This is a genomic window from Anaerofustis sp., assembly GCF_019420015.1.
Lineage (GTDB): Bacteria > Bacillota > Clostridia > Eubacteriales > Anaerofustaceae > Anaerofustis.
On the sequence record NZ_JAHZIA010000027.1, the window covers coordinates 1 to 17,199 of the forward strand.

The following is a 17,199-nucleotide window of genomic DNA, read 5'->3' on the forward strand; positions in this document are numbered from 1 at the left end:
ATAAACATTGTGTTTAAACTTAAAATTTAAAACTTATACATATATACTAAAAAAATCTTAAATAAAACATCATAATATCATAACCCATGTGTAAGAATTTAATTTTTTAATGTTCATAAGCAAAATCACAAAAATAAAAGAACCTTTAAAGGTTCTTTTATTTTTTATGATTATTCAAACTCAAATATGCTTTATAATATACGTCTTTTAACACCAACATGGAATCTTCCAAAGAATATCCGTATTTATCCATAGCTTCCAAAATCATATCTTTAAAATGATTAATATAATACGTCATATCTATTTCATTTTCATAACGAGAAAGTACAGGGTAAACTTTTGACCAATCTATATCATACCCACCGGAAACTTCCTTCACCTCCAAGGTCTCTTTTCCCTCATTTTTATCCTTTAACAAATAATCAGTACTTACATTTAAAACTTCGGATAAACGTATAAGCTTTGAAATTTCAGGGTGTGAAAGAGATAACTCCCACTTGGAAACAGTCTGCCTTGAGACCTCCAGCATTTCCGCAAGCCGATCCTGTGTAAAATTTAAATTTTTTCTGGCTTTTGCAATTTTTTCTCCGATATTCATTTTATACCTCACATATGTAAAATTTAATTTTATACAAAGTTTTATCAAATTCAATGTATCTTTTCTTACAATACCTATTTTACCATTTATATAAGAAAATAAAACCAATTATCGGTTTCAAAATGCAACTTATAAGTGCTCTTAAAAGTTTTAAAAAGAAATAAAACAATACTTATATTTGAAAATACACGTTATAATCAAGCGTTATTTTTAATCCTTTCAATACCTTTATAAACAGATGGAATTGAAATAATGGCAACGGTAATCAAGGCTTCGGCTCCGATATATATACCGTTATATACCAACGAATACGGAAGAGGCGCCCATCCCTCCCACGCATACATACCAAAGAAAATCCAACCGGAAATTACAACAAAAACATATCTGCCTAAAACCCCAAGCAAATACCCCTTAAGAAGTCCTTTTTTCGACTTATAAAAAACACCTGATAATCCAAGGGCTCCAAAAGCCATAACATAATCAATAATAACCTGCAAAGGAAAAACAATATAAGGCTGAATGATAAATTGAAGTATACCGTATGCACTTGCCGTTAAAATACCGGTTATGGGTCCGTAAAAATACCCTGCAAGACACACAACGAGCATACTGCATAAAGTAATTGCTCCTCCAAACGGGAACTCATAAACTTTAAGCATTGAAGCAACTGTACCGAGAGCTATTATCATTGCACAAAATACCAACTGTTTTGTGCTCATAGTTTTCTTTTCTCTCTTCTTTGAAAAAAACACCGCAAGGAGCAATACTCCAACCAACAAAACAAATAAGGCTACATAACCATAATTTGTAAGAACATAACCGTCTGCAGTAGCAGACACAAAAAATGACATAAAAAATCCTCCTTATATAAACAAAACAGGAGGTACAAAAGATTTTCAGCTTCCTTACGCCGGCATAACCCGGATCAAGTAGTAAGGGTAAACATTATGTTTTCTCAGCCCGAAGGCTCCCCTAGCTTTGTTTATTTTATTAAATTTTTATTATTTTATCATCGACAAAAAATAATGTCAAACTTTATTTATGTATTTATAAATATTTGTCAAAATTTTTAAAATCGTCTTTATTTTTAAGCCAAAAAATTTTGCTGAATTTCAAAGAATCGACATTAACACATGCGCTTTCACATCCACATATAATAACGGCAATATCGAAACTTCCTTCACAATCATATGAAACATTAATACCTGAATTCTTTCTTAACAAGTTATTCAACTCTTTTATTCTGTCATACCTTGGATTGCATCCTCCGCAATATTTTACATAAATATCCATAAATTCACATCCTTAAAAGACATAAAAAATATCCGCTGACTTTTATTTTATCAAAACTTTAAACACAAGGATTATCTTAAATTTAAATATCCTATAAACATTATATATGCGTTAATGTTTTAATATTTTTTTCGCAATATCTATTAATTCTTCGCTGACTTCTTCAACTAAAATAACATCTTTGACTTCGGCAAGTTCATCCATAATATTGAACTTTATCAAATCTTCATTGGTCGCTTTTGCGGCAGGACATGAAGAACATGCTCCTATAAGCTTAACTTTTAATATACCTTCATTATACTCTTTTACAACAACATCTCCCCCATGACTTCTAAGAGAAGGTCTGACTTTTTCATCAAGAATTTTTTCTATTTTTTTCAACATAATTATCACCATCCAACATAATTATTATATCCTACGAAGAAAATAATTACAATTACTTATTAATTCTACCAAAACACAAAATCTTTATTATTGAATTAATAAGCCGAAACTACTAGAATAACAAACAAACTTTTGTTGTAAAAATGCAACAAAAAGAGTAAAATAAAGATATATTTCTTATGGGAGTTTTATATGGACAGCAAATTTGAAATGTTTAAAAATTTACAAGAGGCAAATGAAAGGCTGGACGCAGTAATAGAAAATTCTTTTGACGGAATTTACATTACTGACAATAAAGCCAATACAATAAAGGTAAATAAATCATATGAGATGATAACCGGACTAAAAAAAGAAGAAGTTCTGGGCAAAAACATGATAGATTTAATAAAAAACAATGTAATATCAATCTCAGGATCCGTTCTTGCATTAAAAAAGAAAAAGCCCGTAACACTAAAACAGGAGTTTAAAACCGGGAAAAAAGCTTTAATAACCAGTTCTCCGGTATTCGACAATAAAGGTAACATAATTATGGTTGTCACCAATGTAAGAGACCTAACAGAAATATATAACCTGAAAGAAGAAGTAAACAAAAACCTACTGTCTAAAGTCACAAATGACAAAAATACAACGCATTCAAAAGAGAACTCCTCACTGTCGGAAAAATTAATATGTGTAGACAAAAATTCCATCGCAACATTGGATATGGCAAGAAAAGTCGCTCCCCTGGATACCACGGTAATGCTTATGGGTGATACGGGAGTGGGTAAAGAATTATTTGCCAACTATATATACAAGAACAGTTCAAGAAAAAACAAACCCTTTATAAAAGTTAATTGTGGTGCAATACCTCAAGGTCTGGTTGAAAGTGAATTCTTCGGATACGTAAAAGGGGCATTTACAGGTGCGGACAAAAACGGAAAAGAAGGATTATTTGAAGCCGCAAATAACGGAACGATATTCTTGGATGAAATAGGAGAACTTCCTCTCTCTATGCAGGTAAAACTGCTTAGGGTTTTACAGGAGCAAGAAATTGAAAGAGTCGGAGGAACAAAACCGATTAAAATAAATGTCAGAATAATCGCTGCCACAAATGCAGATTTGGATAAACTTGTTGAAGAAAAAGTATTCAGAAAAGATTTGTATGACAGATTAATAGTGTTCCCTATTCATATTCCGGCATTAAAAGACAGAAGAGAAGATATTATCCCGCTAACGGATTTTTTCACCGATAAATTCAATAAAAAATACGACTTCAACAAATATTTTGACAAAGAGGCATTAAATAAATTAAAGGAGTATTCTTGGCCCGGCAATATAAGAGAGTTGAGAAATATAGTTGAAAGAGGCTTAATATTAAGTGACAACAAGAAGGTTACGTTAAAAGATCTCCCTTTTAATGAAAAACCCAAAGAAGACTTCGTCGGGTTCAGATTAAAAGAAACGAACAATTTAAAAAAGTTAACCGAAAGCATAGAACTTGAATATATAAATCATGCTTACCAAAAATACAAAAATGTCAGAGAAGCGGCTGAAAGCCTTGGAATGGACCCATCAACATTCGTGCGAAAAAGAAAAAGATATTCAAAATAAAACGGCATAATGTTTATTGCCGTTTTTTATGCAATCAGCTTTTATATTAATACACATTAATATACATAATAAAATATATAATTTATAATTCTAAAGCATATATATTATTAAATCCCAATATTTATTTTGCATTTATAACAAAATAAAATTACAAAATCGCAATATATCAATTTAAAGTCAATTTTTCATCAAAACTTCGACAATTTAGAACGACAAATATGTAGTATAATATCTCTTGTATTATGTTTAAATAATAAAAAAGGAAAAAGAGGTTTGGGGAATGAGTATGAAAAATTTAAACAAAAATATGGAAACAAATGGCACGGAAAGCGAATCCTTCTCAGCGGAAACGAGGATCAACGGTTCCACTGCAAATTCAATGAAAGATTCTTTAATAAAATCTTTATCAAAACTGGAAATGTCCGTTTTAACGCTAAACAGAAAAGACATAAATTCTATCATCAAAACATATGAGGACTTAAACGAACTAAAAAAATTAATGAAATATGTAAGAAAATATGTTCCGATAAATAATTTTATCTTAAATCATATTCAAGGACATATAGACAAATACGAATTTTATCTTAGAAATAAGTTTCAAATATAATTAAATATACTTTATTTAAAAAGGCTGTTATAAAGCAGTCTTTTTATTTTGAGCATAATGTATTTAATTTACCGATATTTTATTTTTTATAAATTTCAAATAAAGTACTATATGTAAATTAAACAATATATAATACCAAATCCATAAAAATAGACAATATCATATAACGTTCCTATACAAAACAAATAAAAAAGAGATTACATAACGTAACCTCTTTGATCAAAACATTAAAAATCAACATCGTCAGGATCGGCACATTGACCTCCGCAATAAGGAATGTTGTCAATAAGAGCCATATCCTCTTTTGTCAAATTAAAATCAAATATATTTGCATTCTCTACTATCCTGTTTGGAGTAACCGATTTCGGAAGAGGAAGTATATTATGCTGCAAAACCCATCTCAAACATATTTGAGCAGCAGATTTATTGTATTTTTCAGCAAGAGAAAGTAATTTTTCATTGCTTAAAGCATCCTTTCTTCCAAGAGGAGACCAAGCCTCGACAACTATATCATTATCAATGCAATACTCGGCAGTTTCAATCTGAGCAAATCCGGGATGAAATTCTATTTGATTTACCATAGGCTTAATTTTAGCGGTTTTCATCAAAGCTTCTATATGATGAGGAAGGAAGTTGCTTAACCCTATCGCTTTTACTCTTCCGCTTCCATATATCTCTTCAAAAGCTTTCCATGTCTGTGCATTTATCTCTTCCGCATTATCAAATTGTTTTTTTATAGCCGGCCAATGGATTAAGAACAAATCAAGATATTCAAGTCCAAGATTATCCATTGTCTTTTCAAAAGCAATCTTTGCACTTTCGTATCCTCTGTCACTGTTCCAAAGCTTACTTGTAACAAATATATCTTCTCTTTTTACTCCGCTTTCTTTTATTGCTTTTCCGACACCTTTTTCGTTTTGATAAAAATATGCAGTGTCTATATGTCTGTATCCTGCTTTTAATGCCTCCTTGACACCGCTTACAACACTCTCTCCGTCAGGGGTCTGGAATGTACCGTATCCGACACATGGAATACCGATACCGTTATTTAATGTAAAGACATCTGTTAAATTTTTCATTTCGCACCTCTTATTTTTAATTATATTTATATTTTAACATAATCTGAAACGTTATGTAAATTTCTATAAAATATTTTTATTAAATTTATCATATACCCCTATTTGAACAAAAGTGATAAATTTATCTATGCAACATAAACATTTTAAGTTATAATTAATTTAATTTATCAATTAACAAAAAAGAGGTTAAAAATGAACATACAATGGTATCCGGGGCATATGGCAAAAGCCACAAGACTTATAAAAGAAGATCTTAAAAACGTAGATATAATAATAAAGCTTTTGGACTCAAGAGCCGTATTAAGAAGTGAAAACAAAGATTTCAACAAAATAATAAATCAAAAAAAATCCATCAAAATATACAACAAATCAGATTTGAGTGATGAAAAAGCTACAAAGGAATGGATTTCATATTTCAAAGATAAAAATGAAGATGTATTCTTCATTGACTCCATAAGCAAAAAAGGTATAAACGAAGTTGTCGAATACTTAAACAGTTTAAAATCAAAATTCAGATCAAACAGAGAAGTAAGGGCTATGGTTGTCGGAATACCAAATGTGGGTAAATCGATGTTTATAAACTCTATAACAAAAAAATCCAATGCAAAAACAGGAAACAGACCGGGAGTAACCCTATCAAAACAATGGATTAAAGTAAAAGGCGAACTATACTTATTGGACACACCGGGAGTTCTTCCTCCCAAATTCGAGAATTTGGAGGATGGAGTATGCCTTGCATCTTTAGGTTCTGTAAAAGAAACTATACTCGACAGAGAGGAGTTATGTCTTAAACTTATTGAATTTTTAATTGACAATTATCCAAACAATTTAAAAGAAAGATATAAACTGGACAATGTAAACAATCCCCCCCTTGAAGTATACGAAGACATAGGAAGAAAACGAGGATTTCTCTTAAAAGGAGGAGAAATCGATTATTTAAGAACCGCAGTAACGGTTTTGGATGAATTTAAAAACGGACAAATCGGCCGTATGTCATTTGATAAAGTATCAGATCTATAGGAGGTATTGGTATGATTGACGTTAAAAACACAAAAATTACGATTATAAAAGAAATGTTGAACGATATCCCTTTTAATGAATATGAAAAATACATCGAAGCCTTTAAAGCTGATGACAGAAAGGCAGTTCATAAATACGCATTAAAACTTCAGCGAACACTTGATGCATATAACAAAGAAGTAACAAGATTAAACAACATGAAAGAATACGAGTATCACCTTTATGAAAAAGGCTGCAAATATATAGCCGGCATTGATGAAGTAGGAAGAGGACCTTTGGCGGGACCTGTAGTTACGGCCAGTGTAATAATGCCAAAAGACAGCAAAATAATGTATATAAATGATTCAAAAGCACTCAGTTCTCAAAAAAGAACAGAGTTGGCAGAAAAAATAAAATCGGAAGCTTTGGATTATTCATACGGCATTGTGGATAACAAAGAGATAGATAAAATAAATATACTTAACGCAACAAAAAAAGCAATGCTAAGCTCCGTAGAAAATCTTAAATTAAAACCTGATGCACTTCTTATAGATGCAGTTACAATCGATACCGATATAGAGCAAAAATCCTTTATAAAAGGCGACAGTAAAATCTACAGTATAAGTGCGGCAAGCATACTTGCAAAAGTATACAGAGACAAATTAATGGACGAATACGCAAAACAATATCCTGATTACGGTTTTGATAAAAACAAAGGATACGGAACGGCAGAACATATGGAAGCCATAAAAATGAACGGGCTTACTCCGATTCACCGAACTTCTTTTACGCAGAACATAGTAAAAAGTGCAGTTGAAAAAGGAAGAAGTTATGAAAATGTAGTAGTAAATTACTTGGCAAAACAAGGTTATACCATACTAAACAGAAATTATAAATGCTCTTACGGAGAAGTAGACATAATAATAAAAAAGGACGATATGATTGTTTTTGTCGAAGTTAAAGGGAGACATAAAAATATCATTCCGCCCAAAAATTATGTGGAAACATCAAAACAAAAAAGAATAATAGACAGTGCTCAAAATTATCTGAAAGAAAAAAATATGACGGATAAATATAAAATACGATTTGATGTCGTTGAAATTATAAACAAAACAAAAGGAACTTTCGATATAAATATAATAAAAGACGCATTCAGAGCTTGATACATATTACCTTAACAATCATATTAAATATAAAACAACCATGCTTTAATGAACATAATTTTAATTTTTATAAGCGCAATAATTTTTATATAAAAACATGATTTATCAAAAGGTATGCTTTACTAAAGAAAAAATATGTTATATACTTTATAAAGATTATTTTTAAGGAGAAGAAAATGAAAATCGGACTAGTAGGATTACCAAATGTAGGTAAAAGTACATTATTCAATGCACTCACAAAAGCAAACGCAGGAGCAGAAAACTACCCCTTTTGTACTATTGAGCCAAATGTGGGAGTTGTAAATGTTCCGGACGAAAGAATAGATAACTTAAGTAAACTTTACGATACATTAAAAACAATTTATGCAACCGTTGAATTTGTGGATATTGCGGGACTTGTAAAAAATGCGGGAAAAGGCGAAGGACTGGGCAATCAGTTTCTTTCAAACATAAGAAACGTACACGCGATACTTCAGGTGGTACGATGTTTTGACGACGGAAACATAACCCACGTAGACGGAAGCATAGACCCGGTAAGAGATGCCGAAACAATAAACTACGAGCTTATTTTTTCCGACTTGGAATTAATAGACAAAAGAATAGCAACAGTACAAAAAGCGGCAAAAAGCGGCAGAAAAGAAGAAAAATTTATGCTTGCCACGCTGGAAAAAGCAAAAAAATACCTTGAAGACGGTAAATTCGTAAATTTGGACGAGTTTGACGAAAGTGAATCTGAGTATTTAAAATCACAGGATCTTCTTACTACAAAACCGATAATGTATGCGGCAAACGTAAGTGAAGATGATTTAACAAAAGACAATGACTACGTAAAATCGCTAAAAGAATATGTAAAAGAAGTAAACCCAAATATAGAAGTAATCAAAGTATGCGCAAAAATCGAAGCAGAACTCAGTGAACTCGACGAAGAAGAAAAAAAGATGTTCTTGGAAGACTTGGGAATAAAAGAATCAGGTCTGGATCAAATCATCAAAGAAGGATACAAAATACTTGATTTAATAACCTTCTTAACGGCGGGGAAACAGGAAGTAAAGGGATGGCAGATAAAAAAAGGAACCAAAGCACCCGGTGCTGCGGGAAAAATCCACTCTGACTTTGAGAGAGGATTCATCAGAGCCGAAGTAACAAAATACGATAAACTTATGGAAGCCGGAAGCGACGTAAAAGCAAAAGAACTTGCATATACAAGAATCGAAGGAAAAGATTACGTTGTTGAAGACGGAGATGTAATATTTTTCAGATTTAACGTTTAGTTTAAAAAGAACATTGCAATAATTTATATAAAAATAAGAGATACAATATATTTGATATCTCTTATTTTTATTAGCATATGGATATTTTATTATAATTATGACGATTAACCTATTATCCGATTAAAAAATACTTGATATTATAAATTTCTTAATAAATATTTTAAGATATCTATCTTATATAATAAAATTTTATCACTTAATTATCTTTTTTAAAATATTAAAGAAATAAATAATACTTACAGTAAGCATAATATGAGATATGCCTGCCATTCCGGAAATTGATGCATTTATTGGAGTGGACAAACTAACGTTTAGAACCTGAACAACTCCTCGTACCAATAACATGACAGAAAATAGACATAAAGAAATATTGTACCAAATATAAAATATACTAAATTTTTTATTTTCTAAAATATCGGGATAACTTTTAATAAAAAGTGCTAATAAAAGAAAGAAAAAAACTCCTAATACAAACAAGTGAGTATGCACTACTCCAAGTGTTGTTTTACCAGTAAATCCATTAAATTTTGTAAATTCTCTGTAAAATACTCCTGCTACAAATGCCAATATTGAATATACAAAAGACGTATTTATAATTTTTCTCATCGCTTCCTCCACTAAAACATAAATTTAGAATGTATAACAAAAATAATTTTTCATAAATTTTATTCCTGCCCCAAATAATGCAGAACCCAAACCAGAATAAAATACCGCAATCACCATATCCGGTAAAAGATTTAAGTTTCTTATTAAAATACCGACTGTAATCATAAAAGCCATAATTAAAAATGACTGAATATCAAAGAAATTCCAAAAATATTTTTTTTCTTCATTATATCCAGTGATACGCACAGTGTGTTTCAAAACCAATTTATTAAAAATAAAAAAACAAAATAAGAAAAACACAATTAACGAATATATAATATTAACAAAATAAACATGTCCGGAATAAGATATAATACCGATTTTTAAAATATTAAATCCTGCAATCATCCAGACCAAACCGGCAATAAGTAATAATGTTTTTCGTTTAACCATAAACTTCTCCTATTCGAATAACCACATAAGATATATTAGTTAAAAATTTTTCAAAATAATTTTTAATGTTTATTATCATACTTTTCCAAAATCTATTTGTCAATAACAATACATTATTTTCTATACAGTTATTTAATAATTCGAAAAATAACTTTATAAATTTTAGTTCTACTTTAAAGGAACAATGCTTAAACTGAAAATTTACTCATATATAATGACAGTAATAAGTAATATATCATCATAATTTTGAAAAATATTCAAAATTCAAAGTATACCCAAATCAATACAAATACATAAACATTATTTCATAACTCAATCTCTGAAACATTTAGCATAAGTAACTCATATATAATTTGAAACAAAAATAAAACAGAGAATAAAGAGAAAATAGATTTCTAACAAAATCACACAAAAACTTTGCAATAAAAAGCTAAAGAGATATACTATATATTAATAATACTATATACCTGTATTTGAAGGAGAACAAATGAAAGCAACATTAATCGGAATAAACAGTGCATACACTCATACAAACCTTGCGGTTTATTATTTATTTAACAATTCTATACCAAAAGGTATTAATGCCAACATAAAACAATACAATATAAACATGCCAAAGGAAAAGGTTTTGGAGGATTTATTCGCGCAAAAAAGCGATATTTACATTTTCTCCTGCTATATATGGAATATAGAATATGTACTTCATATAGCTTCATCTTTAAAAAAGATTACAAACTCGACAATAATATTCGGAGGAAGCGAAGTAAGCTTTAATGCAAAAGATTATTTTGATAAATACGATTTTATTGATTACATCACAGCAGGTGAAGGAGAAGAAATAACATTAAAACTTTTAAAATCTATACAAAACAAAGAACAACCAAGAATACAGAATGTATTCGATAAAAATTCAAAAGATTATAACTATATAAAAAAGCATATAGATTTTAACGATGTAATATTTCCTTATACTAATATAGACATGAAAGAATTTGAAAATAAAATCGTCTATTATGAAACCCAAAGAGGATGTCCTTACAACTGCAGTTACTGCCTTTCGGAACTCGACAAAAGACTTAGATTTCGCGATATAGAAAAAGTAAAAGAAGAAATAATGTTCTTCATAAATAATAATATACCTTTGGTAAAACTTATCGACAGAACATTTAACGCAGACAACAAACGGGCAAAAGAAATAATAAAATTTATTTTAAAAAACAGCAAACACACAAAATTCCATTTTGAAGTCTGTGCAAATTTACTCGACGATGAAATAATAGAACTGTTTCAAAACGCACCAAACGATATGTTTCAACTGGAAATCGGTTTGCAATCGACAAATGAAAATACAATAAAAGAAATAAACAGAATTACCGATATACAAAAGATAGGTAAAAATGTAACCAAATTATTGAAAAACGATAATGTTCATATTCATCTGGATTTAATATCGGGACTTCCCTATGAAGATTTAACATCATTTAAAGAAAGCTTTAACTATGCTTACAACCTTAACCCTCATATGCTACAACTGGGATTTTTAAAAGTTCTTCACGGAACGATGATGGAAAAATCAAAAGAGAAGTACAAACTTAAATACAACAACTTCACTCCTTACGAAATTCTGGAAAATAAATGGATAAATTATAGTGAACTGTCAAAACTCAAAAACATAGAATTCTTAACGGACAAATACTACAATTCAAATAATTTTTGCAATACGCTGGAATATTTTGTGGAAAAAATTTCATCGACTCCATTTGAGTTTTACGAAAATTTAAACAAATATTTCATAAAAAGAAATCTATTCAAAAAAAGTCTCAGCAAAGAGGATTTATATGAAATACTGTATGATTACTTAAAACAATTTGATGAAAAAAAAGCCTATAACTTAATAAGCTTTGATTATTTAAATCACATAAAAATCAGAAAACCGCAAAAGAACTTTATCAAAAAAATACAACCTCTCAACAAAGAAAATATATTTGAGATTATAAAAAACGAAGCTTTTAAAAATAAGTATTTAAAAGAATTTACAGGAATGCCAACAAAAGAAATATATAAAAAGATAAACGTCTTTACTTTCGATATAAACCCAATAACAACAGAAGAAAAAGAAACGGTGATTATATTTAAGAACATAAAGGAAAAGAAAGTAAAAGAGGGTTTTAAATTCGAAATTATAAATTAAAACATACAATATAAAAAACAAGTAACAAAAGAAATCTTTTGTTACTTGTTTTTTATAATTTTATATGTTATTCAAATAAGTATACACATCTTCAGGAACGATAAAATGAATCCTTACATCGACGGAACGAAACCTTACCAGAGGTCTGTCTTTATAAACGGACAGACTCGCTTCATATTTGTCATATAAAAATATGTATTCATAGCTATACCGTTCGTTGCCTTTACCTGCTCCGATATCTTCTTTCTTATGCCCTTTCCCCTTTTCTTTCGCAACCTGCCAATCATCAATTTGAATTTTATTAACAAAATTTTTAATATCCTCTTTACTATTGAAAATTTTAACTATTTTATTTTTTGATTTATCCCTAACCTCAATCTTATTGCAATTTTTCAAAACCCCGGAATAACCGATAATCGGTTTATCATCTTCTTCTGCACCGCAAGCACAAAAAAACACAAAAACCGCAATTAATGTAAATATACAAAAAACTGCTTTTTTCATAAAATTCCCCCATCAAAAATATATATAAATATAATAACATAATTCACTTCTCTTAACCATATATATTACTTTTTTATTTTTGTGTTATATGATATAATTTTTTATTAATGAGGTATAAAATGACTGAAACAATAAAAGGAAAAGTAGATAGAATTATTTATCACAATGCTGATAATTTATATACGATTGCAGATATAGATTCTGATGATATTTTAATAACCATAGTCGGATATTTTGAAAATCTAAAACCGGGAATCGATATTCAGGCAACAGGTGAATACGTAAATCATATAAAATACGGCGAACAATTCAAAGTCGAAAGTCTGGAAATAATCGTACCTACGGATACTGATTCCATCTACACATATCTTTCAAGCGGAATGTTAAACGGTATAGGACCTAAAAAAGCAAAAGATATAGTAGACTACTTCGGAGAAGAAACCTTAGACATATTGGAAAACGATCCGATGCAATTATCAAAAGTAAAAGGCATAGGCAAAAAAACGGCTCTTATTATAGGAGTTGAATACAAAAACCAAGAAAATATGCGAAACATAATAATGAAACTCTCAAAATACAATATAAAACCAAACTATGCCAGAAAATTATACAATGAATATAAATCGGATACACTTAATATAATACAGACAAATCCCTATGCTTTAATAGATGATGTATACGGAATAGGATTTAAAAGAGCGGATCAAATTGCCATGAGCGTAGGAATAGAGCCGGAAAGCCCATACAGAATAATAAGCGGAATAAAATACGTTTTAAGCGGATGTTATCAAGACGGAAATACTTATATATTAAAAGACGAGCTCGAAAACAAAGTATCAAAAATGCTCGGAGTGGACGAAGACAATGTAAATCATATCCTAAAAAATATGTTTTTAGATGACAGTATTATACTTGAAACAACCCAAAACGAAGAAAGATGCTTTCTTAAAGAGCTTTATAACTGTGAAATAGAAAGCGCAAAAAATCTAATATATTTAAACACATACAAAGAAGAAAAAGAAGATACTGATTTTGAACAACTCATAAAAAACTATGAAACCCATAATAAAATAACTCTTGACGAAAAGCAAAAACAAGCTGTAATAAGTGCAATCAAATCAAAAGTTTCAATTATCACAGGAGGTCCCGGAACAGGAAAAACAACCATCATAAACGCTATAATATACATACTTGGCAGCATAGGTAAAAAATATACTCTTACGGCTCCTACGGGAAGAGCCGCAAAAAGAATGAGTGAATCGACAAAAAGTGAGGCTAAAACAATACACAGACTTCTTGAATACGAATATACACAAGAAACCGATCATTTCCTGTCTTTCGGAAAAAATGAAGACAATACAATAGACAGCGAATTTATCATAATAGACGAAATGAGCATGGTAGATATTTCCTTATTCGATGCTTTTTTAAAAGCTGTGAAACCAAAAACCTCATTGTTATTTGTCGGAGATATAGATCAGCTTCCCTCTGTGGGAGCAGGAAACGTATTATCTGACTTGATTTCCAGTGATATATTCCCCGTCACACGACTGAATACAATATACCGTCAAGACAAAGAAAGCTTGATAATAACGAATGCCCACAGAATAAACAAAGGCGAAATGCCGATACTGAAAAAAGAAGCAGAGGATTTCTATTTTATCAACACGATTTCACAAGAAAAAATAAAAAGGAATATACTGAATATAATATTCAATTACAAGAATACTCCTCTAAAAAAATACGACCTTCTTAAAGATTTTCAAATAATCTCACCAATGAAAAAAGGACTAGCCGGAGTAAGTGAACTAAACAAATCTGTACAGGAAATTTTAAATCCGCCTCACAAAGAAAAAAAACAAATTAACCACGGTCTCACTGTATTTAGAGAAAACGACAGAGTAATGCAGATAAAGAACAATTACCAAATGAAATGGACCGATATCAATACTCTAAAAAAAGGAGAAGGTATCTTCAACGGTGATATGGGAATAATAAAACGAATCGATAACGAAAAACAAACTTTGGAAATAGTATTCGACGATGAAAAAAGAGTAATATACCCAAAAGACCAAATGGAAGAATTAACACTGTCATACGCCATAACAGTACATAAAAGTCAAGGCAGTGAATTTAAGGCAGTCATAATCCCGATATTCAGCGGATACTCAGGATTTTTAAATCGTAACTTGCTTTATACCGCAGTTACAAGAGCAAAAGAAATGGTAATTCTCATAGGAGAAGTAAACGGGCTTAAAGGTATGATAAGAAGCGTGCAAAGAAATAAGAGAAAAACAACTCTTGCAGACAGGCTCAAAGAATTTTTATAATTCAAGAAAGGTTTTTGAATGAATCTCCAAAATATAATAAAAGAAACACTTGAGAAAATATTCTTTCCAACCGCCCCAAAATGCGGTATATGCAACAAAGTGCTGCTTACAAAAGAAGATATATACTGCAACGAATGCAAAAACAAAGTGGAATGGATAAAAGGAAAGCGATGCGATATATGCTCACGGGATATATCGGATAACCTCTATTCAAACTTATGCGAAAACTGCGAAGGAAATGAATATTATTTCACACAAGGCTATTCCATTTGGAACTACGACAAATACTCTAAAAGAATAATAAAAAAGATAAAATATTCAAATTGTGAAGGGCTGGCGATAGAGGCAGGAAATGTCCTCTATAAAAATACCCGGGATGTAGAATTTCTACAGGATATAGATATTGTAATCCCTACTCCTTCAGACAAAAAACGTTTTGAAATCAGAGGATACAATCAAGCACTGCTGATAGCAAAAGGATTTGCAGCCAATACCAAAATACCTTTAAAAGAAAATATAATCATAAAAGAAAGAAGTACAAAAGATCAAATCGGACTAAGCGAAAAAGAACGAAAGACAAACTTACACGAAGCATTCAAGGTAACAGACAGCGAAATAATCAAAAACAAAACTTTACTTATAGTGGATGATGTATTCACAACAGGTTCAACCATAAACGAAATAAGCAGAACTCTTCTTAAAGCAGGAGCAAAAGAAACCTATTTCTTAACTCTTGCTTCCAAAAAAAATATAATTTAGCGTATAAAAAGTAGAAAATTTATGAAAACGTGTTATAATATTAATAAGTTAATAAGAAACGTCGCAGATAGAATTTTATATCCTGACAATCCAATATGTTGTATATGCAAAAAAACAATGCTGCACGAAAATCAAATATATTGCGAAAAATGCAAAGATAAATTAACATATACAAAAACAAATAAAAACTTATACAATAATAAAAAAAGTCACTCAGTATACGATAACGATATAAATATATATAAAGGTCACAGTTTATGGTACTACGATAAGATTTCAAAAAGAATAATAAACCAAATAAAAAATAAAGGTTTTGAAAATCTATGCATAAAACTAGGCCAATTGATGTACGAAGAAACAAAAGATATGGATTTTATAAATGATACCGAAATAATAATCCCCGTTCCCTTACACAAGGATAAAAGAAAAATAAGGGGATACAACCAATCATATCTGATTTCAAAAGGTTTCAATCAAAAAGCAAACAAAAAACTGAAAAGAAATATTCTCATCAAGACAAAACCTACAGCAGACCAGAAAAGTCTGGATAAAAAACGTCGACAAACAAATTTAACAAATGCATTTGAAGTAAGGAACAAAAATGAAATTTTCAACAAAAAAATTCTTTTAATAGATGATGTTCTAACTACAGGTGCAACAATAAATTTGTTGAGAAAAATACTTATTAACAATGGTGCGAGTGAAGTGTATTTTCTTACTCTTGCCACTACAAAACCATTAATAAAAGAAACGAGGTAAAGATCATGAGAACTGACATTAAATTTAAAAATTATAATGGTGATTATGCTCTAATTGAAAAAGAAGCGGAAAAGAAATTGGAAAAATTAAGCAAGTATTTTCCTAAAGACCCAAAAGCAAGCATTATAATAAGTGAAGTAAGAGGCCTTGTTACAACCGAAATCACGGTTACTGTCGACTCTACATTCATAAGAGTAGAGGTTGCGGACAGAGATGTAAGAAACGGTATAGATAAAGCAATAGAAAAACTGGAAATACAAATCAAGAAAAACAAAGATAAACTAAAGAAAAAATTAACCGATTCCATCAGATATGATGAGAGCGAAGAAGATCTCGAACAAGAAGATTTAAAAATAGTAAAAAGCAAAAAATTTGCCATCAAACCGATGTCAAGTGAAGAAGCGGCTTTACAAATGGATTTACTCGGACATATGTTTTTTGTGTTCTTAAATGCAGATACAGATACGGTAAATGTAATTTATAAAAGAAAAGACGGACAATATGGGCTTATAGAGCCTGAATTTTAGACGAATTTCTTAAAAAGTATTGAATTTTCATTAAAAAAAATGTTAGAATGTAGTGTCTATGGTTTTATCCTTAGACACTACAACAATATTAAGTAGAAAAATACATA

18 protein-coding genes and 1 riboswitch are annotated in these 17,199 nt (G+C 30.1%); of the genes, 10 read left to right on the plus strand and 8 right to left on the minus strand.

The features are described 5' to 3' along the window. Positions 1–157: 157 nt before the first annotated feature. From QZ357_RS05030 to QZ357_RS05045, 4 genes are all read right to left on the minus strand, one after another. Complete coding sequence (locus QZ357_RS05030; RefSeq protein ID WP_290772645.1) at positions 158–598, minus strand: helix-turn-helix transcriptional regulator; 441 nt, start codon at positions 596–598, stop codon at positions 158–160. 197 nt (positions 599–795) lie between these two features. Continuing rightward, entirely contained in the window at positions 796–1,449 is a 654-nt protein-coding gene (locus QZ357_RS05035; RefSeq protein ID WP_290772649.1) for an energy-coupled thiamine transporter ThiT, read from the minus strand. A gap of 34 nt (positions 1,450–1,483) precedes the next feature. Beyond that, a riboswitch (TPP riboswitch) is annotated at positions 1,484–1,582 on the minus strand. A 63-nt stretch (positions 1,583–1,645) separates the two neighbouring features. Continuing rightward, positions 1,646–1,891 (minus strand): hypothetical protein, encoded by a 246-nt coding sequence (locus QZ357_RS05040; RefSeq protein WP_290772652.1) that lies wholly within the window; start codon positions 1,889–1,891, stop codon positions 1,646–1,648. A 111-nt stretch (positions 1,892–2,002) separates the two neighbouring features. Further along, positions 2,003–2,275 carry a NifU family protein gene (locus QZ357_RS05045; protein ID WP_290772655.1) on the minus strand — a complete coding sequence of 91 codons (273 nt, stop codon included), beginning with the start codon at positions 2,273–2,275 and terminating at the stop codon, positions 2,003–2,005. Positions 2,276–2,467: 192 nt separating this feature from the next. Between QZ357_RS05045 and QZ357_RS05050 the strand changes: the two genes are divergently transcribed. Continuing rightward, on the plus strand, positions 2,468–3,865 hold the full coding sequence (locus tag QZ357_RS05050) for a sigma 54-interacting transcriptional regulator (protein WP_290772657.1): 1,398 nt from the start codon (positions 2,468–2,470) through the stop codon (positions 3,863–3,865). 286 nt (positions 3,866–4,151) lie between these two features. Continuing rightward, the gene (locus tag QZ357_RS05055; RefSeq protein ID WP_290772659.1) at positions 4,152–4,472 is read left to right on the plus strand and encodes a hypothetical protein; all 321 of its coding nucleotides are present in this window, start codon (positions 4,152–4,154) and stop codon (positions 4,470–4,472) included. A gap of 227 nt (positions 4,473–4,699) precedes the next feature. Here the strand turns inward: QZ357_RS05055 and QZ357_RS05060 are convergent, their stop codons facing one another. Next, complete coding sequence (locus QZ357_RS05060) at positions 4,700–5,551, minus strand: aldo/keto reductase (protein ID WP_290772662.1); 852 nt, start codon at positions 5,549–5,551, stop codon at positions 4,700–4,702. Between the two features lie 192 nt (positions 5,552–5,743). On the opposite strand from QZ357_RS05060, the gene ylqF reads away from it, so the two are divergent. The 3 genes from ylqF to ychF all read left to right on the plus strand — a co-directional run bounded on the left by ylqF (position 5,744) and on the right by ychF (position 8,984). Further along, positions 5,744–6,571 (plus strand): ribosome biogenesis GTPase YlqF, encoded by an 828-nt coding sequence (ylqF, locus tag QZ357_RS05065; RefSeq protein WP_290772665.1) that lies wholly within the window; start codon positions 5,744–5,746, stop codon positions 6,569–6,571. An 11-nt stretch (positions 6,572–6,582) separates the two neighbouring features. After that, positions 6,583–7,713, plus strand: coding sequence for a ribonuclease HII (locus QZ357_RS05070; protein ID WP_290772667.1), 1,131 nt, complete (start codon positions 6,583–6,585; stop codon positions 7,711–7,713). A 176-nt stretch (positions 7,714–7,889) separates the two neighbouring features. Further along, positions 7,890–8,984, plus strand: coding sequence for a redox-regulated ATPase YchF (gene ychF / locus QZ357_RS05075; RefSeq protein WP_290772669.1), 1,095 nt, complete (start codon positions 7,890–7,892; stop codon positions 8,982–8,984). A 192-nt stretch (positions 8,985–9,176) separates the two neighbouring features. Here the strand turns inward: ychF and QZ357_RS05080 are convergent, their stop codons facing one another. Together QZ357_RS05080 and QZ357_RS05085 are read right to left on the minus strand one after the other, a co-directional pair. Further along, complete coding sequence (locus QZ357_RS05080; RefSeq protein ID WP_290772672.1) at positions 9,177–9,590, minus strand: DUF2871 domain-containing protein; 414 nt, start codon at positions 9,588–9,590, stop codon at positions 9,177–9,179. Between the two features lie 24 nt (positions 9,591–9,614). Continuing rightward, positions 9,615–10,022 carry a hypothetical protein gene (locus QZ357_RS05085; protein WP_290772675.1) on the minus strand — a complete coding sequence of 136 codons (408 nt, stop codon included), beginning with the start codon at positions 10,020–10,022 and terminating at the stop codon, positions 9,615–9,617. Positions 10,023–10,509: 487 nt separating this feature from the next. Between QZ357_RS05085 and QZ357_RS05090 the strand changes: the two genes are divergently transcribed. Next, positions 10,510–12,213, plus strand: a complete 1,704-nt coding sequence (locus QZ357_RS05090) for a B12-binding domain-containing radical SAM protein (protein ID WP_290772678.1) — start codon at positions 10,510–10,512, stop codon at positions 12,211–12,213. Between the two features lie 60 nt (positions 12,214–12,273). On the opposite strand, the gene QZ357_RS05095 is transcribed toward QZ357_RS05090, so the two are convergent. After that, positions 12,274–12,717 (minus strand): hypothetical protein, encoded by a 444-nt coding sequence (locus tag QZ357_RS05095; protein ID WP_290772681.1) that lies wholly within the window; start codon positions 12,715–12,717, stop codon positions 12,274–12,276. A gap of 119 nt (positions 12,718–12,836) precedes the next feature. On the opposite strand from QZ357_RS05095, the gene QZ357_RS05100 reads away from it, so the two are divergent. Genes QZ357_RS05100 through QZ357_RS05115 form a run of 4 tightly spaced genes read left to right on the plus strand, consistent with a single transcriptional unit; the run spans position 12,837 to position 17,092 of the window. Then, positions 12,837–15,047, plus strand: a complete 2,211-nt coding sequence (locus QZ357_RS05100; protein ID WP_290772684.1) for an ATP-dependent RecD-like DNA helicase — start codon at positions 12,837–12,839, stop codon at positions 15,045–15,047. A gap of 18 nt (positions 15,048–15,065) precedes the next feature. Beyond that, positions 15,066–15,806, plus strand: coding sequence for a phosphoribosyltransferase family protein (locus tag QZ357_RS05105; RefSeq protein ID WP_290772687.1), 741 nt, complete (start codon positions 15,066–15,068; stop codon positions 15,804–15,806). 21 nt (positions 15,807–15,827) lie between these two features. After that, positions 15,828–16,565 (plus strand): ComF family protein, encoded by a 738-nt coding sequence (locus tag QZ357_RS05110; protein ID WP_290772689.1) that lies wholly within the window; start codon positions 15,828–15,830, stop codon positions 16,563–16,565. Positions 16,566–16,570: 5 nt separating this feature from the next. Continuing rightward, positions 16,571–17,092, plus strand: a complete 522-nt coding sequence (locus QZ357_RS05115; RefSeq protein ID WP_290772691.1) for an HPF/RaiA family ribosome-associated protein — start codon at positions 16,571–16,573, stop codon at positions 17,090–17,092. Positions 17,093–17,199 lie beyond the last annotated feature (107 nt).

What these genes read in the sequence shown, in the direction of transcription:
- ychF (WP_290772669.1), top strand. Translation starts at nt 7,890, where the DNA reads ATGAAAATCGGACTAGTAGGATTACCAAATGTAGGTAAAAGTACATTA.
- QZ357_RS05050 (WP_290772657.1), top strand. Translation starts at nt 2,468, where the DNA reads ATGGACAGCAAATTTGAAATGTTTAAAAATTTACAAGAGGCAAATGAA.
- QZ357_RS05055 (WP_290772659.1), top strand. Translation starts at nt 4,152, where the DNA reads ATGAAAAATTTAAACAAAAATATGGAAACAAATGGCACGGAAAGCGAA.
- QZ357_RS05070 (WP_290772667.1), top strand. Translation starts at nt 6,583, where the DNA reads ATGATTGACGTTAAAAACACAAAAATTACGATTATAAAAGAAATGTTG.
- QZ357_RS05095 (WP_290772681.1), bottom strand. Translation starts at nt 12,717, where the DNA reads ATGAAAAAAGCAGTTTTTTGTATATTTACATTAATTGCGGTTTTTGTG.
- QZ357_RS05080 (WP_290772672.1), bottom strand. Translation starts at nt 9,590, where the DNA reads ATGAGAAAAATTATAAATACGTCTTTTGTATATTCAATATTGGCATTT.
- QZ357_RS05100 (WP_290772684.1), top strand. Translation starts at nt 12,837, where the DNA reads ATGACTGAAACAATAAAAGGAAAAGTAGATAGAATTATTTATCACAAT.
- QZ357_RS05030 (WP_290772645.1), bottom strand. Translation starts at nt 598, where the DNA reads ATGAATATCGGAGAAAAAATTGCAAAAGCCAGAAAAAATTTAAATTTT.
- QZ357_RS05045 (WP_290772655.1), bottom strand. Translation starts at nt 2,275, where the DNA reads ATGTTGAAAAAAATAGAAAAAATTCTTGATGAAAAAGTCAGACCTTCT.
- QZ357_RS05090 (WP_290772678.1), top strand. Translation starts at nt 10,510, where the DNA reads ATGAAAGCAACATTAATCGGAATAAACAGTGCATACACTCATACAAAC.
- QZ357_RS05060 (WP_290772662.1), bottom strand. Translation starts at nt 5,551, where the DNA reads ATGAAAAATTTAACAGATGTCTTTACATTAAATAACGGTATCGGTATT.
- QZ357_RS05035 (WP_290772649.1), bottom strand. Translation starts at nt 1,449, where the DNA reads ATGTCATTTTTTGTGTCTGCTACTGCAGACGGTTATGTTCTTACAAAT.
- QZ357_RS05115 (WP_290772691.1), top strand. Translation starts at nt 16,571, where the DNA reads ATGAGAACTGACATTAAATTTAAAAATTATAATGGTGATTATGCTCTA.
- ylqF (WP_290772665.1), top strand. Translation starts at nt 5,744, where the DNA reads ATGAACATACAATGGTATCCGGGGCATATGGCAAAAGCCACAAGACTT.
- QZ357_RS05085 (WP_290772675.1), bottom strand. Translation starts at nt 10,022, where the DNA reads ATGGTTAAACGAAAAACATTATTACTTATTGCCGGTTTGGTCTGGATG.
- QZ357_RS05110 (WP_290772689.1), top strand. Translation starts at nt 15,828, where the DNA reads ATGAAAACGTGTTATAATATTAATAAGTTAATAAGAAACGTCGCAGAT.
- QZ357_RS05105 (WP_290772687.1), top strand. Translation starts at nt 15,066, where the DNA reads ATGAATCTCCAAAATATAATAAAAGAAACACTTGAGAAAATATTCTTT.
- QZ357_RS05040 (WP_290772652.1), bottom strand. Translation starts at nt 1,891, where the DNA reads ATGGATATTTATGTAAAATATTGCGGAGGATGCAATCCAAGGTATGAC.